Annotated in this window: 16 protein-coding genes; 7 read left to right on the top strand and 9 right to left on the bottom strand. The window is 39.9% G+C overall.

The annotated features are described in order from the left end of the window. Positions 1–127: 127 nt before the first annotated feature. The 6 genes from fni to BM057_RS02045 all read right to left on the bottom strand — a co-directional run bounded on the left by fni (position 128) and on the right by BM057_RS02045 (position 6024). The gene (gene fni, locus BM057_RS02020) at positions 128–1201 is read right to left on the bottom strand and encodes a type 2 isopentenyl-diphosphate Delta-isomerase (RefSeq protein WP_092091149.1); all 1074 of its coding nucleotides are present in this window, start codon (positions 1199–1201) and stop codon (positions 128–130) included. A gap of 77 nt (positions 1202–1278) precedes the next feature. Further along, positions 1279–2364: a phosphomevalonate kinase gene (locus tag BM057_RS02025; protein ID WP_092091151.1), complete on the bottom strand. Its 1086-nt coding sequence runs from the start codon at positions 2362–2364 to the stop codon at positions 1279–1281. After that, on the bottom strand, positions 2357–3361 hold the full coding sequence (gene mvaD / locus BM057_RS02030; RefSeq protein WP_092091153.1) for a diphosphomevalonate decarboxylase: 1005 nt from the start codon (positions 3359–3361) through the stop codon (positions 2357–2359). The genes BM057_RS02025 and mvaD overlap by 8 nt, the downstream gene beginning before the upstream one ends. Continuing rightward, positions 3345–4289, bottom strand: a complete 945-nt coding sequence (mvk, locus tag BM057_RS02035) for a mevalonate kinase (protein WP_177186153.1) — start codon at positions 4287–4289, stop codon at positions 3345–3347. The genes mvaD and mvk overlap by 17 nt, the downstream gene beginning before the upstream one ends. A 116-nt stretch (positions 4290–4405) precedes the next feature. After that, positions 4406–5764: a tripartite tricarboxylate transporter permease gene (locus BM057_RS02040; protein WP_092091157.1), complete on the bottom strand. Its 1359-nt coding sequence runs from the start codon at positions 5762–5764 to the stop codon at positions 4406–4408. Further along, positions 5764–6024 carry a hypothetical protein gene (locus tag BM057_RS02045; protein ID WP_092091159.1) on the bottom strand — a complete coding sequence of 87 codons (261 nt, stop codon included), beginning with the start codon at positions 6022–6024 and terminating at the stop codon, positions 5764–5766. The genes BM057_RS02040 and BM057_RS02045 overlap by 1 nt, the downstream gene beginning before the upstream one ends. Before the next feature lie 862 nt (positions 6025–6886). On the opposite strand from BM057_RS02045, the gene coaA reads away from it, so the two are divergent. The 5 genes from coaA to BM057_RS02065 all read left to right on the top strand — a co-directional run bounded on the left by coaA (position 6887) and on the right by BM057_RS02065 (position 13161). After that, a complete protein-coding gene (coaA, locus tag BM057_RS02050) occupies positions 6887–7810 on the top strand; it encodes a type I pantothenate kinase (protein WP_092091161.1) in 924 nt (307 codons plus the stop codon). Positions 7811–8001: 191 nt separating this feature from the next. Continuing rightward, the gene (guaA, locus tag BM057_RS02055; protein ID WP_425439009.1) at positions 8002–9522 is read left to right on the top strand and encodes a glutamine-hydrolyzing GMP synthase; all 1521 of its coding nucleotides are present in this window, start codon (positions 8002–8004) and stop codon (positions 9520–9522) included. A gap of 249 nt (positions 9523–9771) precedes the next feature. Further along, on the top strand, positions 9772–9876 hold the full coding sequence (locus BM057_RS11615) for a type I toxin-antitoxin system Fst family toxin (RefSeq protein ID WP_245741772.1): 105 nt from the start codon (positions 9772–9774) through the stop codon (positions 9874–9876). Between the two features lie 473 nt (positions 9877–10349). Further along, positions 10350–11960, top strand: coding sequence for a type I restriction-modification system subunit M (locus BM057_RS02060; RefSeq protein ID WP_092091165.1), 1611 nt, complete (start codon positions 10350–10352; stop codon positions 11958–11960). Beyond that, entirely contained in the window at positions 11953–13161 is a 1209-nt protein-coding gene (locus tag BM057_RS02065) for a restriction endonuclease subunit S (protein ID WP_092091167.1), read from the top strand. The genes BM057_RS02060 and BM057_RS02065 overlap by 8 nt, the downstream gene beginning before the upstream one ends. 55 nt (positions 13162–13216) lie before the next feature. Here the strand turns inward: BM057_RS02065 and BM057_RS02070 are convergent, their stop codons facing one another. Further along, complete coding sequence (locus tag BM057_RS02070; protein WP_092091170.1) at positions 13217–14143, bottom strand: site-specific integrase; 927 nt, start codon at positions 14141–14143, stop codon at positions 13217–13219. Between the two features lie 134 nt (positions 14144–14277). Further along, a complete protein-coding gene (locus tag BM057_RS02075) occupies positions 14278–15459 on the bottom strand; it encodes a restriction endonuclease subunit S (RefSeq protein WP_092091172.1) in 1182 nt (393 codons plus the stop codon). A gap of 100 nt (positions 15460–15559) precedes the next feature. On the opposite strand from BM057_RS02075, the gene BM057_RS02080 reads away from it, so the two are divergent. Continuing rightward, a complete protein-coding gene (locus tag BM057_RS02080) occupies positions 15560–18628 on the top strand; it encodes a type I restriction endonuclease subunit R (RefSeq protein WP_092091174.1) in 3069 nt (1022 codons plus the stop codon). Positions 18629–18780: 152 nt separating this feature from the next. On the opposite strand, the gene BM057_RS02085 is transcribed toward BM057_RS02080, so the two are convergent. Then, positions 18781–19281 (bottom strand): GNAT family N-acetyltransferase, encoded by a 501-nt coding sequence (locus BM057_RS02085; protein ID WP_092091176.1) that lies wholly within the window; start codon positions 19279–19281, stop codon positions 18781–18783. A gap of 482 nt (positions 19282–19763) precedes the next feature. Between BM057_RS02085 and BM057_RS02090 the strand changes: the two genes are divergently transcribed. Next, positions 19764–20054, top strand: a 291-nt coding sequence (locus BM057_RS02090) for a helix-turn-helix domain-containing protein (protein WP_177186152.1), incomplete at its 3' end; no start/stop codon positions are given.

The following is a 20054-nucleotide window of genomic DNA, read 5'->3' on the forward strand; positions in this document are numbered from 1 at the left end:
TGAGTTTGTCAATAAGCCCCGCATAATACCTGCTGAAGCATCATATAGCCTCTATTCATTTATGTAGAGGAGCAGTATTGATTGTTTGCAAAAAAAAGAAGCTGAAGGGATTCAGCTTCTTACATCTTTAGTGGTTGTTTTTAGCGGAGCGTTTTGCCAAAGCTTGATAGTCGATCTGACGAGCCTCGCACCAGTCTTTTGTTTGGCCGGTGACCACAACATCCGTTTGCTGCAAATCTGTCGAGACGCGGCAGCCGAGCAAAGTAAAGATACTAACGAGTTGTTCTTTCCAATGTTCGATCGTTTGAATCGTGTCGTCTACGCCTTCTTTCAAAACAAGGTGCAGGATATGCCCGGAAAGTCCAACTGCTTTAGCGCCCAAAGCCAATGACTTAACAACATCCAAAGGAGTGCGGATGCCGCCCGAAGAAAGGATTTCCAGCTCAGACGTATAAGGCTGTGCTTCTAAAAGCGACACCGCTGTTGTTTGGCCCCAATCTTCTAAAAGGTCTAACTTGTAATCTTTGCGACGGTAGTTTTCGATTTGAGCAAAATTCGTTCCACCTTTGCCGCTGATATCGACTGTTTTTACGCCGATCGATCGCAAAAGTTGGAGCGTTTCGCGGCTCATCCCAAAACCGACTTCTTTCACGATGACTGGCACATCCATCTGTTGAACGATTTGCCCGATCTCAGACAACCAGTTGGAAAAGTCGCGGTCTCCTTCAGGCATCACGATTTCTTGAGGGGTGTTCAAATGGATCTGCAAAGCGTCTGCCTGCAAAAGGTCTACGGCACGCTTAGCATTTTCCACCGTTTGGCCAGCGCCTAGATTAGCAAAGACGAGCCCATTTGGATTGGCTTCTCGCACAATGGTAAAACTATCAGAAACAGTCGGATCTTTTAAAGCGGCACTGACTGAACCCGTCGCCATCGCCAAACCCGTTTCTCTGGCAACGGTCGCCAGCTTTTCGTTGACTTGTTTCGTCCATTTGCTGCCGCCGCTCATCGCGTTGATATAGAAGGGAAAAGACATCACCAAGCCGGCAAATGAAGTCGCCAAGTTGGTTTCGTTTGTCTGCATCTCAGAAAAAGAATGATGGACAAATTGCAGATCAGCAAAGCTGGAATCATTGTCCGCTTGATAAAAATGCTCTGCTAAAGAAACATGTTCATTTTTACGATTAGTAGCTGGTTTCATGTCGGATTCCTTTCAAATGTTCTCGTCATCCTTTTTTCGATAGGTCAGTAAGTACGATATAGGATGTTCGTTTTTGGTTAAACGCCGGCCTCATCTTTGCGATAAACGTGAAGAGGGAGGTTGGTAATGTCATTTTTTTCCCATTCCGTGATCAAAGAGAGAATGCCGTCTTTCGTATTAAAGAGGACGATCCCGCAGTCCCCACCGCCAGCACCGGATGATTTTGCAGCACCACAATATTGTTCAGCCAGTTCACATAAGTTGCTCAAAGCAGGTGTCTCGATCACGACGCCTGTTCGTTGGCTCATTTTTTTCAGCAGTTGACGATTTTCGCGGATCTTTTGCTGGATCACAGGAATATCACCTTCTTTAAAAGCTTGGATCATTTCAGAGACACAAGCTTTGCTGGCTTCTAAAAAAACTGCATAAGATTGTTCATCATGACTGCGGTTGCTAGTCACTTCATCAACCAAATGAGAAGTGGAAGCAGGGGAGCCAGTCCAACCGATGACAAGGCGCAAGTCTTCAGGCGGTGTCATCGGTTCGATATTCAAATGAGGCCAATCCATTTTCAAAAGTTCGGTTACAGAAGCCTGTTCTTGTTTTTCCAGTACCCATTCGCGGTCAAATGTAGAAAAAGCCAGCCAGCCGCCATAGACACTCGCTGCGATATCACCGCAAGAACCGTTGCTTTTGACAGACAAATGAGCCAAAGCAGCCAATTTAAAGACTGCGACGGATGAGGTATGTTCCAAACCATAGTAGCGCAGCAAAGCTTTGACTGTCGCCACAGTGACAGCAGCACTGGAGCCTAAACCGTATTTTTTTCCGCTGGAGCTGTCTAATTCACTGTCGACAGACAAATGGTAAAAGGATAACGGTTTGCCAGATTCTTTGACAAATTTTTCCGTTACTTCGATCGCTGCCAAAATATAATGGAAAGGATTTTCGCGTTTATCTAAGACAAGACGGTCATTTTCTCTTTTCCAAGTGATCGGCAAATTGCCATATTGTTTAGATGTGATGCTGCCGACTTTTTCCGTTTTTTCAAGCGAGACGGTGATAAACTGGTCGATCGCGACTAAGATGGCTGGATGACCAGGCTCAACAACCGCATATTCGCCAGCAATATATAATTTTCCGGGAGCAGAAACTTTAATCATGATAAACACCTTCATTTGTTATGTCTTCAATATCTTTTCCAGGACCAGAAATAATCACTTTTTCTGGTGAGAAGTAAGTTGTTAAATAAGATTGGATTTTTTGACTATCTGATAAACGGCAGAGTACTTTGACGTTCGGACCAGCATCCATGGTGAAGTAACAAGGGATCCCTTGCTGTCTGAGTTCTCGTACCATGTGCATGGCGACGATACTGTCTGGTTCCCAATAAGAAAACGGCGGGGTGGCACCCAACACCGTGGCATGCATTTTCATCCCGTTGCTTTCAGTGATCTCGCCTAGTTTTTGGAAATCCTGTTCGCGGATCGCAGACTTGATCTCGGTTAGATCCTTAGCCGTACTTTCGAGCCAGCTAGGATAGAAAGGAGAGGTCAAAACAGTATTTTTCATCCCTGCTCGACTGGAGACGGCTTTTTCTTTACTGTTGACAATCACAGTGACCATTCCAATGTCCCAGTCTGCATCATCGATTTTGACGGCGTAAGAATCATCGTTGTTCGTACCCATTTGCCATTCAACGAAACCACCATAAATACTTCTTGTAGCAGAACCAGATCCGCGACGTGCGTAAGTAGAAAGGGTGCGTTTGTCCAAATGCAACCCGCTTGCCAAATTAGCTGCGCCGGCTAAAGCAGCCAACCCCGAAGCTGAAGAGGCCAATCCAGCAGCTGTTGGGACAAAGTTGGTGCTAGTCACATATGCCGGTTCAGTGATCCCCGCTGTTTCGCGAAAGAGATCCAGCACACGGCTGATTTTTTGGACAGCTTTTTCCTCTTGCTGGACATCATTCAGCCAAAACTCGTCTCGCTCAAGCGAGCCATCGAACCGGACAGCTGTCTCTGTATAAAAGGAATCGAGTGTTAATGAAAGACTGCTGTTCATGGGTAAAAATAGTGTTTCGTCTTTCTTTCCCCAATATTTGATCAACGCAATGTTGGTATAGGCGCGTACTTTTCTTTCTTTACCCAATTTCTTCATCTCCCATTTTATAGATCCATGTGTTTGCAGCCCCAGCTTCGATCAATGCTTGTTCGATTTGCTCAGCTGTTTCTTTTTCTGTAGCCAAAGCAATCATACAACCGCCGCGACCGCCGCCTGTCAGCTTAGCACCTAATGCGCCGGAAGCTAAAGCAGCTGCGACAAAAGTGTCTAGCCGTTCACTGCTGACTGTCAGCTCTTTTAAAAGCTGCTGGGCTTCATTCATTTGCTGACCCAGGTTTTCAGGCTGATCAGCTTCGATGGCTGTTTTAGCTTGTTTGGCCAAATTGCCTAAACGATGAAGCGCATCTTGCGTTTTTTCAGGCTCTTGTTTCAATAGCTGCATCACATCACCCACAGCTTCTTTTGTTTCACCCATCACACCCGTATCCGCTACGATCAAATAAGCGCGGATCTTCAAAGGGAAGGGGATAAATGGCTGGCCTTTGATGTAATAGATCGGCGTACGGCTGCTGGTCATGATGGCATCCAATCCACTAGGGTTGCCGTGCGCGATCTTTTCAGAAACGCCGACCAGTTCCAACAGATCTTCAGTCGTCAAGGCACGGTCAAAATAATCGTGCAAGGCACGGACGATCGCGACAGCCACTGCTGCACTAGAGCCCATCCCTCTTTCAGGCGGAACCGTACTTTGAATCGTTAATTTAAAATTTTTCAGCGGTTGATCCAGTCGTTTTAAAGTGGTTTCGATCGTTGTGATCAAGTTGGCCACAGTGATCGGTGCATCGCTCATCGCACCTTGATGGTAGTAGCAATCTAATTCAGCTGGACCATCAAGCGGGCAAACGACGGCTTCGACGGCTGCTTCAGGAAAAGGGATAGCGATAGAAGGTTCGCCATGCACAACGGCATGCTCTCCCATCAGGATGATTTTCCCAGTAGCTGTGCCTTTTCCTTTTTTACTCATTGTTGTCATAACGTGCTCCTTTTTATTCGCGTGTTCAATCATAAAGGTAGAAAACAGCTACCTTTTTCATCATTTGGCTAGTTATTCAATCAAATGATAGAAAACAACTACCTTCTTTATAGTTTGGCCAGTTGTTCAATCAAAAACGGTGCAGCATACAGAGTCATAAATTGTACGCCGTAGTTGACACCCAACTGGTTTAGTGTACCACAAGTGATCCCAATCAATAAAACGCCAAAGATATTGATGAGGCCGGCATCTTGATAAGCCAGCAGTAAAATAAAAGAGATAAACAAGCTCAAAATAGCTTCATGCGGGACTCTTTCTAAAATGAATTTCGTGAATTTGCTGGCATATCGATTGATGAAGAGATAGCTGATGGCTGCCGCCAATAAACTGCCTAATAGAATGGCCGCTATTTTTTCGCCGGAAGTCAAAATATGAAATAAATTGTGCTCTACTGTAAAAACGGGCGGTGCATTGAATAAAGCACTGCCTGGTCCAATAGCAGTAGGCGATAATGGAATCCCTAAAGCAATCAAAGGAATGATGATCCCTGAAATATATGTTGATTGCGCCAAAGCACTCATGGCTGTAATAGTAGTCGTTGCTTTTTCATCGGGATCTGGAATTCGTTTAGCGATGGTTTCACCAAACAGTAAGATCAGACCAACTGGACTTAAGACGAAAAAGACCGTTGACAACAGTGCCGATAATGAAGCGGCGCGTCTTTCTTTGCGAGACAATAATTTAAATGGGTTCAACGTTTTTGTTTGGTCTAGATTGCTTGGAATCGCAATTTGTTTGTAACGCGTTGTCAGCTGCGCAGCTCTTTTTTCTTTATTTAAAAGAGAAAACAGCGAAACGATCAGCGGGCCGATGGTAATGCCCAAAAAGAAAGAAGTGGTCACATTCGTTCCCTCTGCTACAACGCCTGTTCCCCAATATAAGTAGCGCAATCCTTGAAACAAGACCGCTAACGGCAAAATGCTTAAAAGCGATAAAATTTTATAACGTCCGATCAATGACAGAAAAATAGCGCCGATCACAAATAAATAAGGCGCATAAGGCTGGATCACAGCGGCAAATGGTGTCAACAAGTTTGCCAACAGCAGAGAGACTGGAATCGAGATCAACGTTCCGATCAAAGCACCAGCAGCCATTTTTTTAATTACCAAAGAAGACAAGCCGCGATTTTTCAAATGAATCGCATGGTTGATCATCGGAGCCGACAACACACCGCCAGGCAATCCAACCAATGCAGTCGGCATCAGATTCGTCAAGTTTAACGTGACCATCGCAGCTACAAAAAAGGTTAAAACGATGATTGGCTGTGTTCCTGAAAGAATCAAGGCCAAAGAGATCGGCATCAAAACGGATGTTTCGTCTGTGCCTGGAATAAAACCGATAAAGGTGTATAAAAGTACAGCGGATAAAGCCGCCAAAACCATTTGCATCAATAAGATAAAGTCCATTAGTTTTCTCCTTGGTCGATGTTTTGATCAGTTTCCTGACTGTAAGTAACGTGGCGTTTTGGCTTAGTGATGACCACTGAGATCATAAAGCCCATCAGCGCACCAGCTAGACCAAAAAAAAGCTGCTGCGTCGTACTTTGACCAGGAGCCAAAAAATAAGCGCCCATCGTTGTCGCAGCAGAAATCAGAATGGAGCGAACCAAATCGCTTAATTCCACTACATCTCCCCAAATCTCGATCAATTGCTTTTTCTCCTCCAAAAGAAAGCCTCCTTTTATTTAACGTATCTGTATACCTGCTTTTCCGATCAACCAACAACCTTCGTTGAAAAGCAGATAAAATTTTTCATATTTAGTTTTTTATCCTTTATTAGTTTAGGAATATAATAACTGCATATCCGTTTTTTGCTGATGGTACTCGGGTGATAAAAGTTTGTTATCCTATACTCGAGAGCTTAACTGTCTTTGAGTATGCGATAAAGGCTCGTTTATCCTATACTCGAGAGCTTAACTGTCTTTGAGTGTGCGATAAAGAGTCGTTTATCCTACACTCGAGAGCTTAACTGTCTTTGAGTTTGCGATAAAGGCTCGTTTATCCTATACTCGAGAGCTTAACTGTCTTTGAGAGTGCGATAATGGCTCGTTTATCCAACACTCGAGAGCTCAACCGACTTTGAGTGTGCGATAAAGAGTCGCTTATCCTATACTCGAGAGCTCAACTGTCCTTGAGTGTGCGATAAAGAGTCGCTTATCCTATACTCGAGAGCTCAACTGTCCTTGAGTGTGCGATAAAGCATGATCTAATAAAGTGAAAATGCGCCACTGTAAGCATTTAGATTCATTTGCTAAAAAACTAACTGCGGATTTGCAGTGATTCTGTTCCTTTGCGTGAATGAACCAATCAGACACTATTTAAACAAATGATAAAAAAACGTTCCTCATCTATTGTATTTCATTCTACAATAGAATAAAAGTGGGAAGTAGTAAAGCTTCGTTAAAAGTCTTAAAGATTTTTTAAAGAAAAAAAGCGGAATTTTCTAGAGAGCGGGGAATAGAGCTATAAAAGGCGCGCCTTTTTTGGTACAATAATCCGGAACGTTACAATTGGAGGCTCAAGTGAAGAATGAACATGTCACGGACGCATCACATTTTTAAAAGAGAAGACTGGAATGCACTGAACGATCATACCAATATCAGTATGACGTCAGAAGAATTGCAAACTTTAAGGGGATTGAACGACCCGACTTCGCTGGAAGATGTCAAAGAAGTTTATGTTCCGCTGATCCAGTTACTAGATATTTTTATCAAAGAGTATGAACGGTTGCAAAGCAACAAAGACCTTTACTTGGAAATTCCGAGTATTGAGCGGCCATTTGTCATTGGCGTCGCTGGAAGTGTCGCAGTAGGAAAAAGTACGATCGCGCGGCTGTTGGCCAACATGCTTTCACAAGTTTTTCCTGATCAGGAAGTAGACATGATCACCACAGACGGCTTTTTATATCCTAATAAAGAGTTGAAAAAGAAAGGACTCATGAACCGTAAAGGATTTCCTGAAAGTTATGACATGAAAGAATTGATGTCTTTTTTGGGGAAAATCAAGACAGGCGAAACAGAAGTGCCTTCTCCGGTTTATTCTCATGAAATCTATGACATCGTCGAAGGAGAACAATATATCCTGCATCAGCCAGACATTTTGATCGTAGAAGGGATCAATGTGTTGCAGTCTCCGTTGAATGAACAAATCTATATTAGCGATTATTTTGACTTTTCTATTTACGTGGACGCTGAACCTGAACTGATCAAAAAGTGGTATTTAGAACGCTTTGGCATGCTACTGGATACGGCTTTCACTAAGCCGCAGAATTATTATTATCAGCTGGCACAAGGAGATCGAGAAGATGCCTTTGCTTATGCACACAACATTTGGAAAGAAATCAATTTCAAAAATTTGAAAGAGTACATCATGCCGACACGCAAACGTGCAGACTTGATCATCCATAAAACTCACGGGCACTTGATCGATCAGCTATGTCTGAAGAAATATTGATGGCTTGTTTTTGAAGCGAAAGAGAAAAATTTGCTGAACAAATCATGAAGATGGAAGCGGTAAATGAATGAAAAGCTTCTCATCTTATTAAAATTCTCAGCAGAAAAATGGATTTCATGTTAAGATTGATAAAAAAATAGATGAGGTGGAATGAATTGGCATCAGTAACCGATACTAAACAGTTAGAGAAAATGATCGTACTCGACTTTGGAAGTCAGTACAACCAATTGATCACACGCCGCATAAGAGAATTCGGCGTTTATTCTGAATTGCTTCCGCATACGACGACGGCAGCTGAGTTGAAAGATTTAAATGTCAAAGGCATTATCTTTTCAGGCGGTCCGATGAGTGTGTATGACGAAGGCTCTTTTTCAGTTGATCCTGAGATTTTTGAAATGGGTATTCCGATCTTAGGGATTTGTTATGGTATGCAACTGATGACAAAAATGATGGGCGGAACGGTTAGCCCAAGTAAAAAGCGTGAATATGGTACAGCCTCTATTCACATTGAAGACCGCACTGCACCGATCTTTACGACTTTAGAAGAAGAAGAAACAGTGTTGATGAGTCATGGCGACTTAGTCACAGCAGTTCCTGAAGGATTTGAAGTGAGTGCAACAAGCGCCCATTGTCCAATCGCAGCGATGTTCAATGCACAAAAGAACTTCCATGCTGTGCAATTCCATCCAGAAGTACGTCACTCTGTTCATGGAAACGATATGCTGCGCAACTTTGCCTTTAACGTTTGCGGTTTTGAAGGAAACTGGAGCATCAGCGACTTTATCGAAGCTGAAATTGCTAAAATCCGCGAAACAGTAGGGGATAAAAAAGTCTTGCTTGGTTTATCAGGCGGTGTCGATTCAAGCGTTGTCGGCGTGTTGTTGCAAAAAGCGATCGGCGACCAATTAACTTGTATTTTTGTCGACCATGGCTTGCTGCGTAAAGACGAAGGCGATATGGTGATGGAAAGTCTAGAAGGAAAATTCGGCTTGAACATCATTCGTGTAGACGCTCAAGAACGCTTCATGAGCAAACTAGCTGGCGTAACAGACCCAGAACAAAAACGTAAAATCATCGGTAATGAATTTGTTTATGTCTTTGACGACGAAGCAACCAAATTAAAAGGTATCGACTTCTTAGCTCAAGGAACGCTATACACAGACGTGATCGAAAGTGGAACAGCCACAGCGCAAACCATTAAATCACACCATAACGTGGGCGGACTTCCTGAAGACATGCAATTTAAATTGATCGAACCATTGAATACGTTATTCAAAGATGAAGTTCGTGAATTGGGAACAGCATTGGGTATGCCAGAAAGCTTAGTATGGCGCCAACCATTCCCAGGACCTGGTTTAGGTATCCGCGTCTTAGGCGAAGTGACCGAAGAAAAACTAGAAATCGTTCGCGAAAGTGATGCCATCTTACGTGAAGAAATTAAAAATGCCGGCTTAGACCGCGACATTTGGCAATACTTCACTGTTCTGCCTGGCATCAGAAGCGTTGGTGTAATGGGAGATGGACGCACTTACGACTACACAGTCGGCATCCGCGCCGTTACTTCAATCGACGGCATGACAGCTGACTTTGCCCGCATTCCTTGGGATGTATTGCAAAAAATCTCTGTTCGCATCGTCAACGAAGTCGCTCACGTCAACCGCATCGTGTACGACATTACGAGCAAGCCACCCGCAACTGTGGAATGGGAGTAAGAAAATAACCTCTAAATTCCTTATATATAAAAGGGTTTTAGAGGTTTTCTTGTCTAAAAAGCAATGCTGAAAATTACGGTACAGCTTTGGAATTGCTGCCGCCGCCGAAACATACTATGCCTATTATCATCGATGTAACAAATAACATTTTCGGCATAATCATCTTTTATCAATAAAAGATGATCAAAAATCACGATGACTTTATGCTATACTTTTAGTTGGCAACTTGCCCTGAGAGGGGGTGTTGTTGTGTTGTACCAAATCTTATCACTGATCGTTGCACCTATTCTTGCAGGTCTAGTCATCGAACTATTTTCGCATTGGTTAGATGCGAAAGACAAAGACAACGATTGAAAGCAAGTTGCATTCTAACCCGCACGCTCGAAGTCGCAACGAGTGTATAAAAAAAGCCCATCCTATTCGCAGTAGGTTGGGCTTTTGTGTTGTTGTGCAACACAAATCTTATCACTTCGCAAGACTATTGTAGCATAAAAAATTAAGAAAAACAATTTTTTGTCTTTTCTTTAAATCCTTGTAAAGGCCGTACTGCTTTGAAATAAGCACGTTATAATCAATCTTCATCAATAAGTTACCATCAGGCAGTTAAGTGAATATGAACTTACGAATAGAAGATATTTTATGGAAAATTGCCTTTCTTTCTGCTGAAGAAAAAGAGTATAATAGAAGTGATGTCTAAAAGATAATTGTCTTTTTTAAAGGTATTTTTAGTTGAAAAAAATTAATTTTTGTTGCAATGCCGCTTTTAACTATACAAAGTGATTATTAAAGCGAAAAAAACATTACATAAAAAGAAAGAGGAAAAATAAATGGCTCAAAAAAACTCTAAAACACTTTATCAAGCATTGTGGAATTCGGCAGATATTTTGCGTTCTAAAATGGATGCCAATGAGTATAAAAGTTATTTATTAGGTTTGGTTTTTTATAAATACTTATCCGACAAAATGCTGTACCACGCAGCAGATTTATTAGAAGAAAAGGTTTCTGATCTGAATGAAGCACAAAAAGTGTACAGCGAAGCTTATCAAGACCTAGATATTAAAGATGATTTGTTGGAGAACCTGCAATATGACTTTTCTTATACACTTGAACCTAACCTAACATTCACTGCATTAGTCCAACGCATCTATAAGGGAACTTTCCAGTTAGAAGACTTGGCTCAAGGATTTCGCGATATTGAACAATCTCATGAAATTTTTGAAAATTTATTTGAAGATGTCGACTTATATTCTAAGAAGTTGGGCAGTACACCGCAAAAACAAAACCAAACGATATCCGATGTCATGAAAGAATTGGCTACACTTGAACTTGCGCATGAAGGAGATGCGCTGGGTGATGCTTATGAATATCTGATTGGGCAGTTTGCTTCTGATTCAGGAAAAAAAGCAGGGGAATTCTATACGCCGCAGCCTGTTTCGCAGTTGATGACTAGGATCGTTTTGCATGGTAAAGAAAATCAAAAAGGCTTTTCTGTTTATGACCCGACCATGGGCTCTGGTTCTTTATTGCTGAATGCAAAAAAGTATTCAAATGAACCAGGAACCATTCTTTATTTTGGTCAAGAATTAAATACGTCTACTTATAATTTAGCACGCATGAATATGATTTTGCACGGGGTAGATATGAGCAACCAATTTTTGCACAACAGCGATACTTTGGATCAAGATTGGCCGACAGAAGAACCGACAAACTTTGACGGTGTGCTCATGAACCCTCCATATTCAGCCAAATGGTCAGCAGAAAAAGGCTTCTTAGACGATCCACGCTTTTCAATGTATGGTGTATTAGCGCCAAAATCAAAAGCCGACTTTGCCTTTTTACTGCATGGGTACTATCATTTGAAAGACACGGGTGTAATGGCGATTGTCTTGCCACATGGTGTACTGTTTAGAGGAAATGCGGAAGGGAAAATTCGAAAAATTTTACTGGAAAACGGCGCAATTGACACGGTCATCGGTTTGCCGGCCAATATTTTCTTTAATACCTCCATTCCAACAACCGTTATTATTTTGAAAAAGAATCGTTCATCAAAAGATGTTTTGTTTATTGATGCTTCTTCAGGATTCGAAAAAGCCAAAAACCAGAATTTGCTAAAAGAAGAACATATCGAAAAGATCTTGCAGACTTATATCAAACGGGAAGATGTAGAAAAATATGCTCATGTTGCCGATTTTGAAGAAATCAAAGAAAATGACTTTAATCTAAACATTCCCCGTTATGTCGATACCTTTGAAGAAGAAGAAGAAATTTCTTTAACCGAACTTTCAATGGAAATGGTAGAGACGCAAAAAGAGATCCAAAAAGCCGAAACAGAACTATTCAGCTTATTTAACGAGCTTCATGGAACAAACGAAGAAGCCGATAAAGAACTGCAACAATTCATGAAAGCTCTTGGAATAGGCGGTGAAACCAATGAATAAGACCATACCGGAAGTAAGGTTTAAAGGATTCACTGACGATTGGGAACAGCGTAAGTTGGGAGATATTACCGAATCTTTCTCTGGCGGTACTCCTACAGCAGGAAAATCTGAGTATTATGGTGGCGATATTCCATTTATTCGCTCAGGTGAAATTTCATCTGAATTAACAGAATTGTTTATTACAGAAAATGGATTAAATAATTCATCGGCTAAGATGGTTAAAGTTGGTGATATTCTCTACGCATTATATGGTGCAACAAGCGGTGAAGTGAGTATATCAAGGATTAACGGTGCCATTAACCAAGCTATTTTAGCAATCCGTCCGACAAAAAATGATAATTCATACTTGATTGTTCAATGGCTAAGAAAGCAAAAAGATACAATTATCTCCACCTATCTTCAGGGCGGTCAAGGCAATCTGTCTAGTTCAATAGTAAAAGATTTGGTTATTACACTGCCACAGGATAAAGAAGAACAAAGCAAAATCGGTGCCTTCTTTAAGCAGCTAGATGATACGATCGCCCTTCATCAAAGACAGTTAGAAAACTATCAAAAGCTAAAAAAAGCGATGTTGCAAGAAATATTTCCAGAAAAAGGATCGGAAATTCCAAAAATAAGATTCGGTGGTTTTACTGAAAAATGGGAACAGCGTAAGTTGGGAGAAGAGTTTGTATTTTTCTCTGGATTAACTTATTCACCTAGTAATATCCGTGAGAGTGGAAGCTTAGTACTACGTTCCTCGAACGTACAAAATGGAGAAATTGTTGATGCAGACAATGTATATGTCGAAAATTCTGTTGTAAACTCTAAAAACGTTGAAGTTGGTGACATTGCAGTAGTGGTTCGTAATGGTTCTCGTTCTTTAATTGGTAAGCATGCTCAAATAAAAAAAGAAATGCCCAACACTGTAATTGGAGCATTTATGACAGGAATTACTTATAAAGTTCCTAAGTTTGCAAATGCTCTATTGGGCACTCAGACTTTTGAAAAAGAGATTGCAAAGAACTTAGGAGCTACAATAAATCAGATTACTACAGGTATGTTTAAACAAATGATTTTTGATTTTCCAAACGAAAAAATAGAACAAGTTAAAATCGGGGAATTTTTTAATACTTTAGATAACACTATCGCTCTTCATCAAAAAAAGGCAGAAGAATTGAAAAGAGCAAAAAAATATTTTTTGAAAAAAATGTTCATATAAAAAGGCGAATAAATCGCCTTTTTTTAATACTTTCGCTGTGAATGAGCGAAAAGAGTCAGTATAAAGTAGCTAAATGCCGCATAATTTTGTCATTATCTTGGTTTTCCAACTCGTGAATGACGTGCAAATAAGTCTGCTGTGTCGTTGTCATGTTTGAATGTCCTAGTCGTCTGGCAACACTAGCTATTGAAACACCAGCGAATAAAAGCAGCGATGCGTGAGTATGTCTTAATCCATGGATCGAAATGATAGGAATACTTGCATTTTTGCAATGCTTTGACAGGCAACTATTAACAGTCGAATTAAAAACTCTGCTTTTAATAAAAATGGGTTTGTTAGAAGGAAGTTTTTTGACAAGTTGGGAAAATTGCATGACAGTTTGCCAATCGATTGGGACTTTTCTTTTTGAAGATTGATTTTTAGTTGGTTGAAAACCACCATTAACAGACTTGTAATTCCAAGTTTTGCTTATGGTAAGAAGTTGGCGAGAAAAATCAAAATCTTCCGGTGTAATAGCTAAAGCCTCTGAAAAGCGCAATCCAGTTTTTGCTATAAGCAAAATCAGCCAATCCCAAGTGACTTTTTCTGTTAATTCCAATTGATTTAAGAGAGCGTGAAGTTCAAATTGATTTAAAAATTTTGGCTTTTTATTACCAGGCTGCTTCCCTTTTATCACAACTTTTCTAGTTGGATCACGACTGATCAGCTTTTCATCAAGCGCATCCAGTATTGCTCCTTTTAATTGGTGATGAAAATCCATGGTAGTCTGTTTTTCATGAGTCAGAGCATAGTCATTCAACAACTTTTGGTAACTTCTTCGATTAAGCTCACTTAATGCCAGTTTAGGAGCTAACTCTACAATTTTCTTATGCGTCACATAATACTTTCTCAAGGTAATCGAACGAACTGCACCATATTTGTACATCTCTACCCACTCTATAAAATACTCATGAAAAAGCTCTTCTGATTTCTTAGACATCATAAAACCTCCTACTATTTATTTAGTGATGGCTCACTAAGCTAATAGTAGGAGGTTTAATTGTTTTTTGCTTATGTAAGCAATTTTCAATAGAATTCACTTACTCTATCAAGCTTTTTTCTAGGAAACTTCTATCTTTAAATAAACATTTTTGATAAACAAGCTTGCTTTAACTTTTCCATTTCTTTTATCTTGTTCTGATGAAGAGCGATAGTAGAGTCGAATGTTTTAAGAAATTCACCAATCTTTTCTTGTTCTTTCATAGAAGGATAAGGAATCGGCATTTTGATGAAGATAGAGTCTCTAATAGCAAATCTATCTGCTCGTGCACCAGAATCACCATTTAATTTCATAAATCTATGCCAATGTGTTGTATCAAAATATTTTTCTAAATAATTATTGTCAATATGATTAGTTGAAAAAACATAGTATAGGGGGGACATAACTCCACCTCTACCTAAGTTATTTCTTTTTATAGGACCAACTGGTGCAAAATTTGAAATTCGAGGATTATAGACAAAATTATCTGGTTGTACAATATAATAACCATCAATATTGCTCTTATTAGAAATTTCTTTATCGAAGAAATTACTTTGAGGTACTATTCCCAATTCCGCTGAGTTAGTCAAAGTTTCCTCATATCTTCTATCTTTATTTTTTTTAGTTACTTTAGAAGACACCTCCCCCAACTTTCGCTGTTTCCATTTTTCAGTAAAGTTATTGAATCTTATTTTTGGTATTTCTACTCCATTTTCTGGAAACATCTTTTGCAACATCGCTTTTTTCAGCTTTTGGTAATTCTCTAACTGTCTTTGATGAAGAGCGATCGTGTCGTCGAGTTGTTTGAAGAAGTTACCGATTTTTTGTTGTTCTTCAATATTTTTTGGAAAAAATAACTTCAAATCTCCAAATTCAGAAAAACTTATAGATTTTCCATCTCTAATTCCAAACGTGACTGTTTTTAATGATTCAATAAAAGTAAATGTTTTAAACTTAGTTTTCCAAAATAAATTATCTTGACTATCCATACTTTTAGGAACAAATATAGTATATGCGGGGCTAGTAATACCAAGCTTGTCAGAGAGTTCAAATCCCCCCTGAAAAGATCGTAAGCTGATTACAAAATCGCCTTGGTGAATAACCTTATAATTTTTAAGAGTTGCCTTATCATACTTAATATCAATTCCCACTTGCTCTCGATATACGACTCCATGATCTTGTGTAACTGATAGGACTGGCAGTTCAGGTTGATTTTTCTCGGCTTTAGGAATAAATAGTTCTTTTGCCTTACGCTGTTCCCAATCGTTAAGTTTTAATATTTTCTTATCGTGGTATACTTAAAGTAATGGATTACAAATTATACATAAAACAATGAATAAAAACGAAAGATAGAAACAAATTTTCAGTGAGGTGAGGGAAATGGCAGTCAAAAGTACGCCAGAAGCGACTTTAGAGAATAACTTGATCAAACAGTTGGTTAGCGGAGTATCGCAGTGGACATATCGTAAAGATCTGCGGACAGAAGAAGACTTGTGGGCAAATTTTAGAGAAAAGTTGGAAAATAATAATCAAGATCTATTAGATGGTGTGCCGTTGACGGAACAAGAGTTTCATCAAATCAAAAACCAGCTGAATTTTGTTAACTTTTATGAAGCAGCAAAATGGCTGGCAGGAGAGAATGGTGTTGCGAAAGTTCAAGTGCAGCGGGAAGATGCGTCATTAGGTACAATTCGTTTGCGTGTATTGAATCGACAAGATGTGGCTGGTGGGATATCTTCTTATGAAGTGATCAACCAGTTTGAAAGTTCAAAAAAAACATTTGAGGACTTGAATCGGCGGTTTGATGTCACCCTTTTGATCAATGGTTTACCGATGATCCACATTGAATTGAAGAATCGTAACCATCCCTATATGGACGCTTTCCGTCAAATTAAGAAATACTTAAAAGAAGGAAAATTTACCGGTATTTATTCGTCTTTGCAAATGTTTGTGATAACAAATGGTACCGATACACGGTACATAGCAACAGCATTGGACACAAAGCTGAATGAGCAGTTTTTGACAAGCTGGGTAGATAAAGAAAATAAACCGGTAGATGATTATTTAACTTTTGCACGTGAAGTCTTATCGATTCCGCAAGCACATAAAATGGTGACGCAGTATACAGTTCTTGACAGCGAGAGAAAGTCTTTGATTTTGCTGCGGCCTTATCAGATTCATGCAATCGAAGCGGTCAAAGAAGCTTCTAAACGCCAAGAATCAGGGTATGTTTGGCATACGACCGGTTCAGGAAAGACATTGACGTCTTATAAAGTAGCCAGAAACTTATTGCAGATTTCGTCTATTCAAAAAACGATTTTTATCGTTGACCGGGTAGACTTGGACCAGCAGACAACTTCTTCATTTACGTCTTATGCTGAAAATGATGTCATTGAGATTGACGAAACCGATAACGTAAGAGATTTGATCAAAAAGTTGTTATCGCCTGATCGCACAGTGATCGTGACTACGATTCAAAAGCTGAATTATGTGATGAAACGGTATAGGGGAAAAGAGGAGACAAAGAACTATCAAAAATTGACCCAGTTGAAAGTAGCTTTTGTCGTCGATGAATGTCACCGGGCTGTTTCTTCGCAAAAGAGGCAAGAATTGGAGCAGTTTTTTGTCTTTTCTTTATGGTACGGCTTTACAGGCACACCGATTTTTGCGGAAAACGCGAAACAAGCTATGGGGAATTTGCCGAGAACGACGAATCAGCAATATGGCAGAAGGCTGCATGAATATACCGTTAAAGAAGCGATTCATGACAAAGCCGTTCTTGGTTTTCAAGTCGAATACAATAGCACACTTTCAGAAGAAGAATTAGACCAAACCATTCTTGCCTTAAGCAGGGAAGGACAGTTGGACATAGATGCGATGGAACTGCCGGACAAAGAAGCATGGCTGCCGGAAACCGTTTATGAAGATGAACGGCACATGCTGCAAGTTATTCATTCGATCGTTAATAAATCGCGGAAAAAATTGGGATTCCAAAAAGGCTCTGGTCAAACGTATGAGGCAATTTTAACTACTTCTTCGATTGCAAAAGCACGCCGGTATTATGATTTGTTTAAAAAAGTAAAAGCCGGCGAAACGGAATTGCAGATCAGCGAAGCTACTAAAAGAGTGTTACCGGATTTTCCAAAAGTAGCCATCACCTATTCCATATCTGAAAATGAAGAAACATCGATTGGCGATCAAACAAAAATGAAAGAAGTATTAAGAGACTACAACGAAACATTTGGCACGAGTTATACCATGGAGACGATTCGAGCTTATAATGGGAACGTCAATGAACGACTAGCCAGAAAAAAAGAACGATACGCTTCACGTTCAGAACAGTTGGACATTGTGATTGTTGTCAATCGCTTGTTAACCGGCTTTGATGCGCCTAGTCTTTCAACGTTATTTATTGATCGTCCACCGATGAAACCACATGATTTGATTCAAGCTTTTTCTAGAACCAACCGCTTATTTGATAAAGCAAAGAAATACGGTCAAATCGTTACTTTCCAAAAACCGAAGACATTCGAAGAAAAGGTAAAAGAAGCTTTAGTGCTGTATTCAAATGGCGGTGAAAATGAAGTACTGGCACCAACTTGGAATGAAGCAAAGCAGGCTTTTCTTGAAGCAATAAAAGAGCTGAGAAAAATAACAGCTGATCCAGATGAAGTGGATTTGAATAATATACCGCTGCTTAAAAAATTTGCTAAGGCTTATCAAAAACTAGATAGAACTTTTTCTTCTATACAAGTTTACAGTGAATTTGATGAACAACAACTGGGAAGTGTTTTTCCGATTCATTTTGAAGAAATTGAAAGTTTCCAAGGAAAATATAAGAATGCCCTAGAAGCTATTAAAATTGACGCAAGCGGCATTGATGGGGGAAAAGGAGAAGACCCTGAAATCGATATTGAGTATGAATTAGAGTCGATCAAAACTGAAGAAATCAATTATGAATACATCTTGACACTGATCCAATCTTTCGTTCCATCTGGAAATGATGAATATGAATTAATCCCGAATAGAGATGAAAAGGCAGCCGCAGAAGTTGATCGTTATATTGATGATTTAGGCAAAAGCAATCAAAAGCTGTCTGGCTTGATGAAAGAGTTGTGGCATAACATTCAAGATGACCCAGAAGGATACCGAAACCAAAATATTTCTGTGTTGTTGGAAAATATGAAACAGTCTACGAGTTATGAACTGATTGAAGATTTTGCGCAAAAATGGCATGTTGACGAAGAAAATCTAGAATTCGTTGTGTTTAATTATAATGAAAATAGAGAAAAACAAAACGGCGAAGCTGAGTTGAAAGCAACCAGCGATTACAATAAATACAAAGAAAATACAGATCAACCCGTCAGCAAGCTGAAGTATTGGAAATCAGTCCGGAACGACTTAGATGACCTCGTGAAAACGGAAATTCTTCCCTTGCAAAAGAAATAAGGGTGAGATAAAAACAGTAGAAGACGCAAGCAACAGCTCTTTATGTGGTTTAAATACCAAAATCACATAAAGAGCTGTTGCTTCATTTTTACATAAGAAAATGAAAAAATACTATCATAGACGGCTGAACGAGCATCAAATAGTTGTTTTCATTAATATAACTCTTTCGACAAATAAAGCACGAGGTCATCGTTGTTACGGCAAGGTGTGCCCATGGCTAGGTTTTGGTTTTCAAACCAAATACCTGATCCATCTGGAAGGTAGCCGCTTTTGATGTACAGCCGTTGAGCAGCGCCGTATCCTGGATGGAGTCCGACGCCTAGTGTAACAACAGATGAAAATATTTTGGCTTTTTCTTCGGCTGCTGCAAGTAATTGATGGCCGACTCCTTGTCTTTGGTACTTTTCAAAAACATTAAAGTCTGCGATCTCTGGCAATTCGGCTGCACGGAAAGGGCCTTCTTTTGCTTGAGGCAGAAGAGTTACATAACCTAGGACTTCATTTGTTTCTTCAGCAATGAATACAAATCTTTCGCCATTGGTTTGTTCAAGAAAATAGTTTTGCAAGACGATTTCGCGTCGCTCCCAGCCTTGAGCTGCAAAAGCATTATTGATTTTTTCAATGTCTGTTTGGATCATCAGTCGAATATTCATGATAGTCTGTCGCACCTTTTTCTGTTTGTGATTTGGTGCTATTATACTATATTGGTCGCCGCAATGTCAGACTGCTATTTTGCTAACTCAAGATCAGCAATCAGTTTGGATTGGCATGCAAAACGATTATCGTGCCAACTCGAAAACAAGAATCGATTTAAGACGATACGGAAGCCGGGTATGTTGCTGAGTTAATATCAGCAGCAAGCTTGGATGGGTAACTAACCAGCTGCTTTATTCCGTTCAAGAGAAAATGAGATTAAAAACGGAGGATGAGCAAACGTAATGGGGAAGGATGCAATAAAAAACAGTAAGCCGAAAACGTGTTCAGCTGAAAGGAAAGACTCGCCTCACCCTTAAGTGGTGACTGAACTGCTGTTTGATCAAGGAGGATAAAAATGAAAAAAGCAGTGATATAGAAAAGTGGTTATACTGACCCCCAAATGTTAGACCAAAAATCTAACATTTGGAGGTCATTTTTTATGGCTAAATATAGCTTTGAATTTAAAAGAATGGTCGTGAAGGAGTACATCAAAGGTTTTGGCGGATATGCCTCTCTAGCTGAAAAACATGGCATTAAAAGCTACGGCCAAGTACGTGATTGGGTGAAAGTTTATCAAGAGTTTGGTGAAGAAGGGTTACAGAGACGGACAACGAACAGGGATTATACTGTTCAATTTAAATTAGATGCGGTAGAGTTGTATTCAAGAACAGAGTTGACCTATCGAGAAACAGCCAACCGACTGGGACTGACTACCCCTGCATTGATTAAA

The organism is Pisciglobus halotolerans (assembly GCF_900113675.1).
Lineage (GTDB): Bacteria > Bacillota > Bacilli > Lactobacillales > Carnobacteriaceae > Pisciglobus > Pisciglobus halotolerans.

Coding starts and splice junctions, on each gene's coding strand:
- fni (WP_092091149.1), bottom strand. CDS start 1,201: ATGAAACCAGCTACTAATCGTAAAAATGAACATGTTTCTTTAGCAGAG.
- BM057_RS02025 (WP_092091151.1), bottom strand. CDS start 2,364: ATGATTAAAGTTTCTGCTCCCGGAAAATTATATATTGCTGGCGAATAT.
- mvaD (WP_092091153.1), bottom strand. CDS start 3,361: ATGAAGAAATTGGGTAAAGAAAGAAAAGTACGCGCCTATACCAACATT.
- mvk (WP_177186153.1), bottom strand. CDS start 4,289: ATGAGTAAAAAAGGAAAAGGCACAGCTACTGGGAAAATCATCCTGATG.
- BM057_RS02040 (WP_092091157.1), bottom strand. CDS start 5,764: ATGGACTTTATCTTATTGATGCAAATGGTTTTGGCGGCTTTATCCGCT.
- coaA (WP_092091161.1), top strand. CDS start 6,887: ATGAACATGTCACGGACGCATCACATTTTTAAAAGAGAAGACTGGAAT.
- guaA (WP_425439009.1), top strand. CDS start 8,002: ATGATCGTACTCGACTTTGGAAGTCAGTACAACCAATTGATCACACGC.
- BM057_RS02060 (WP_092091165.1), top strand. CDS start 10,350: ATGGCTCAAAAAAACTCTAAAACACTTTATCAAGCATTGTGGAATTCG.
- BM057_RS02065 (WP_092091167.1), top strand. CDS start 11,953: ATGAATAAGACCATACCGGAAGTAAGGTTTAAAGGATTCACTGACGAT.
- BM057_RS02070 (WP_092091170.1), bottom strand. CDS start 14,143: ATGATGTCTAAGAAATCAGAAGAGCTTTTTCATGAGTATTTTATAGAG.
- BM057_RS02080 (WP_092091174.1), top strand. CDS start 15,560: ATGGCAGTCAAAAGTACGCCAGAAGCGACTTTAGAGAATAACTTGATC.
- BM057_RS02085 (WP_092091176.1), bottom strand. CDS start 19,281: ATGAATATTCGACTGATGATCCAAACAGACATTGAAAAAATCAATAAT.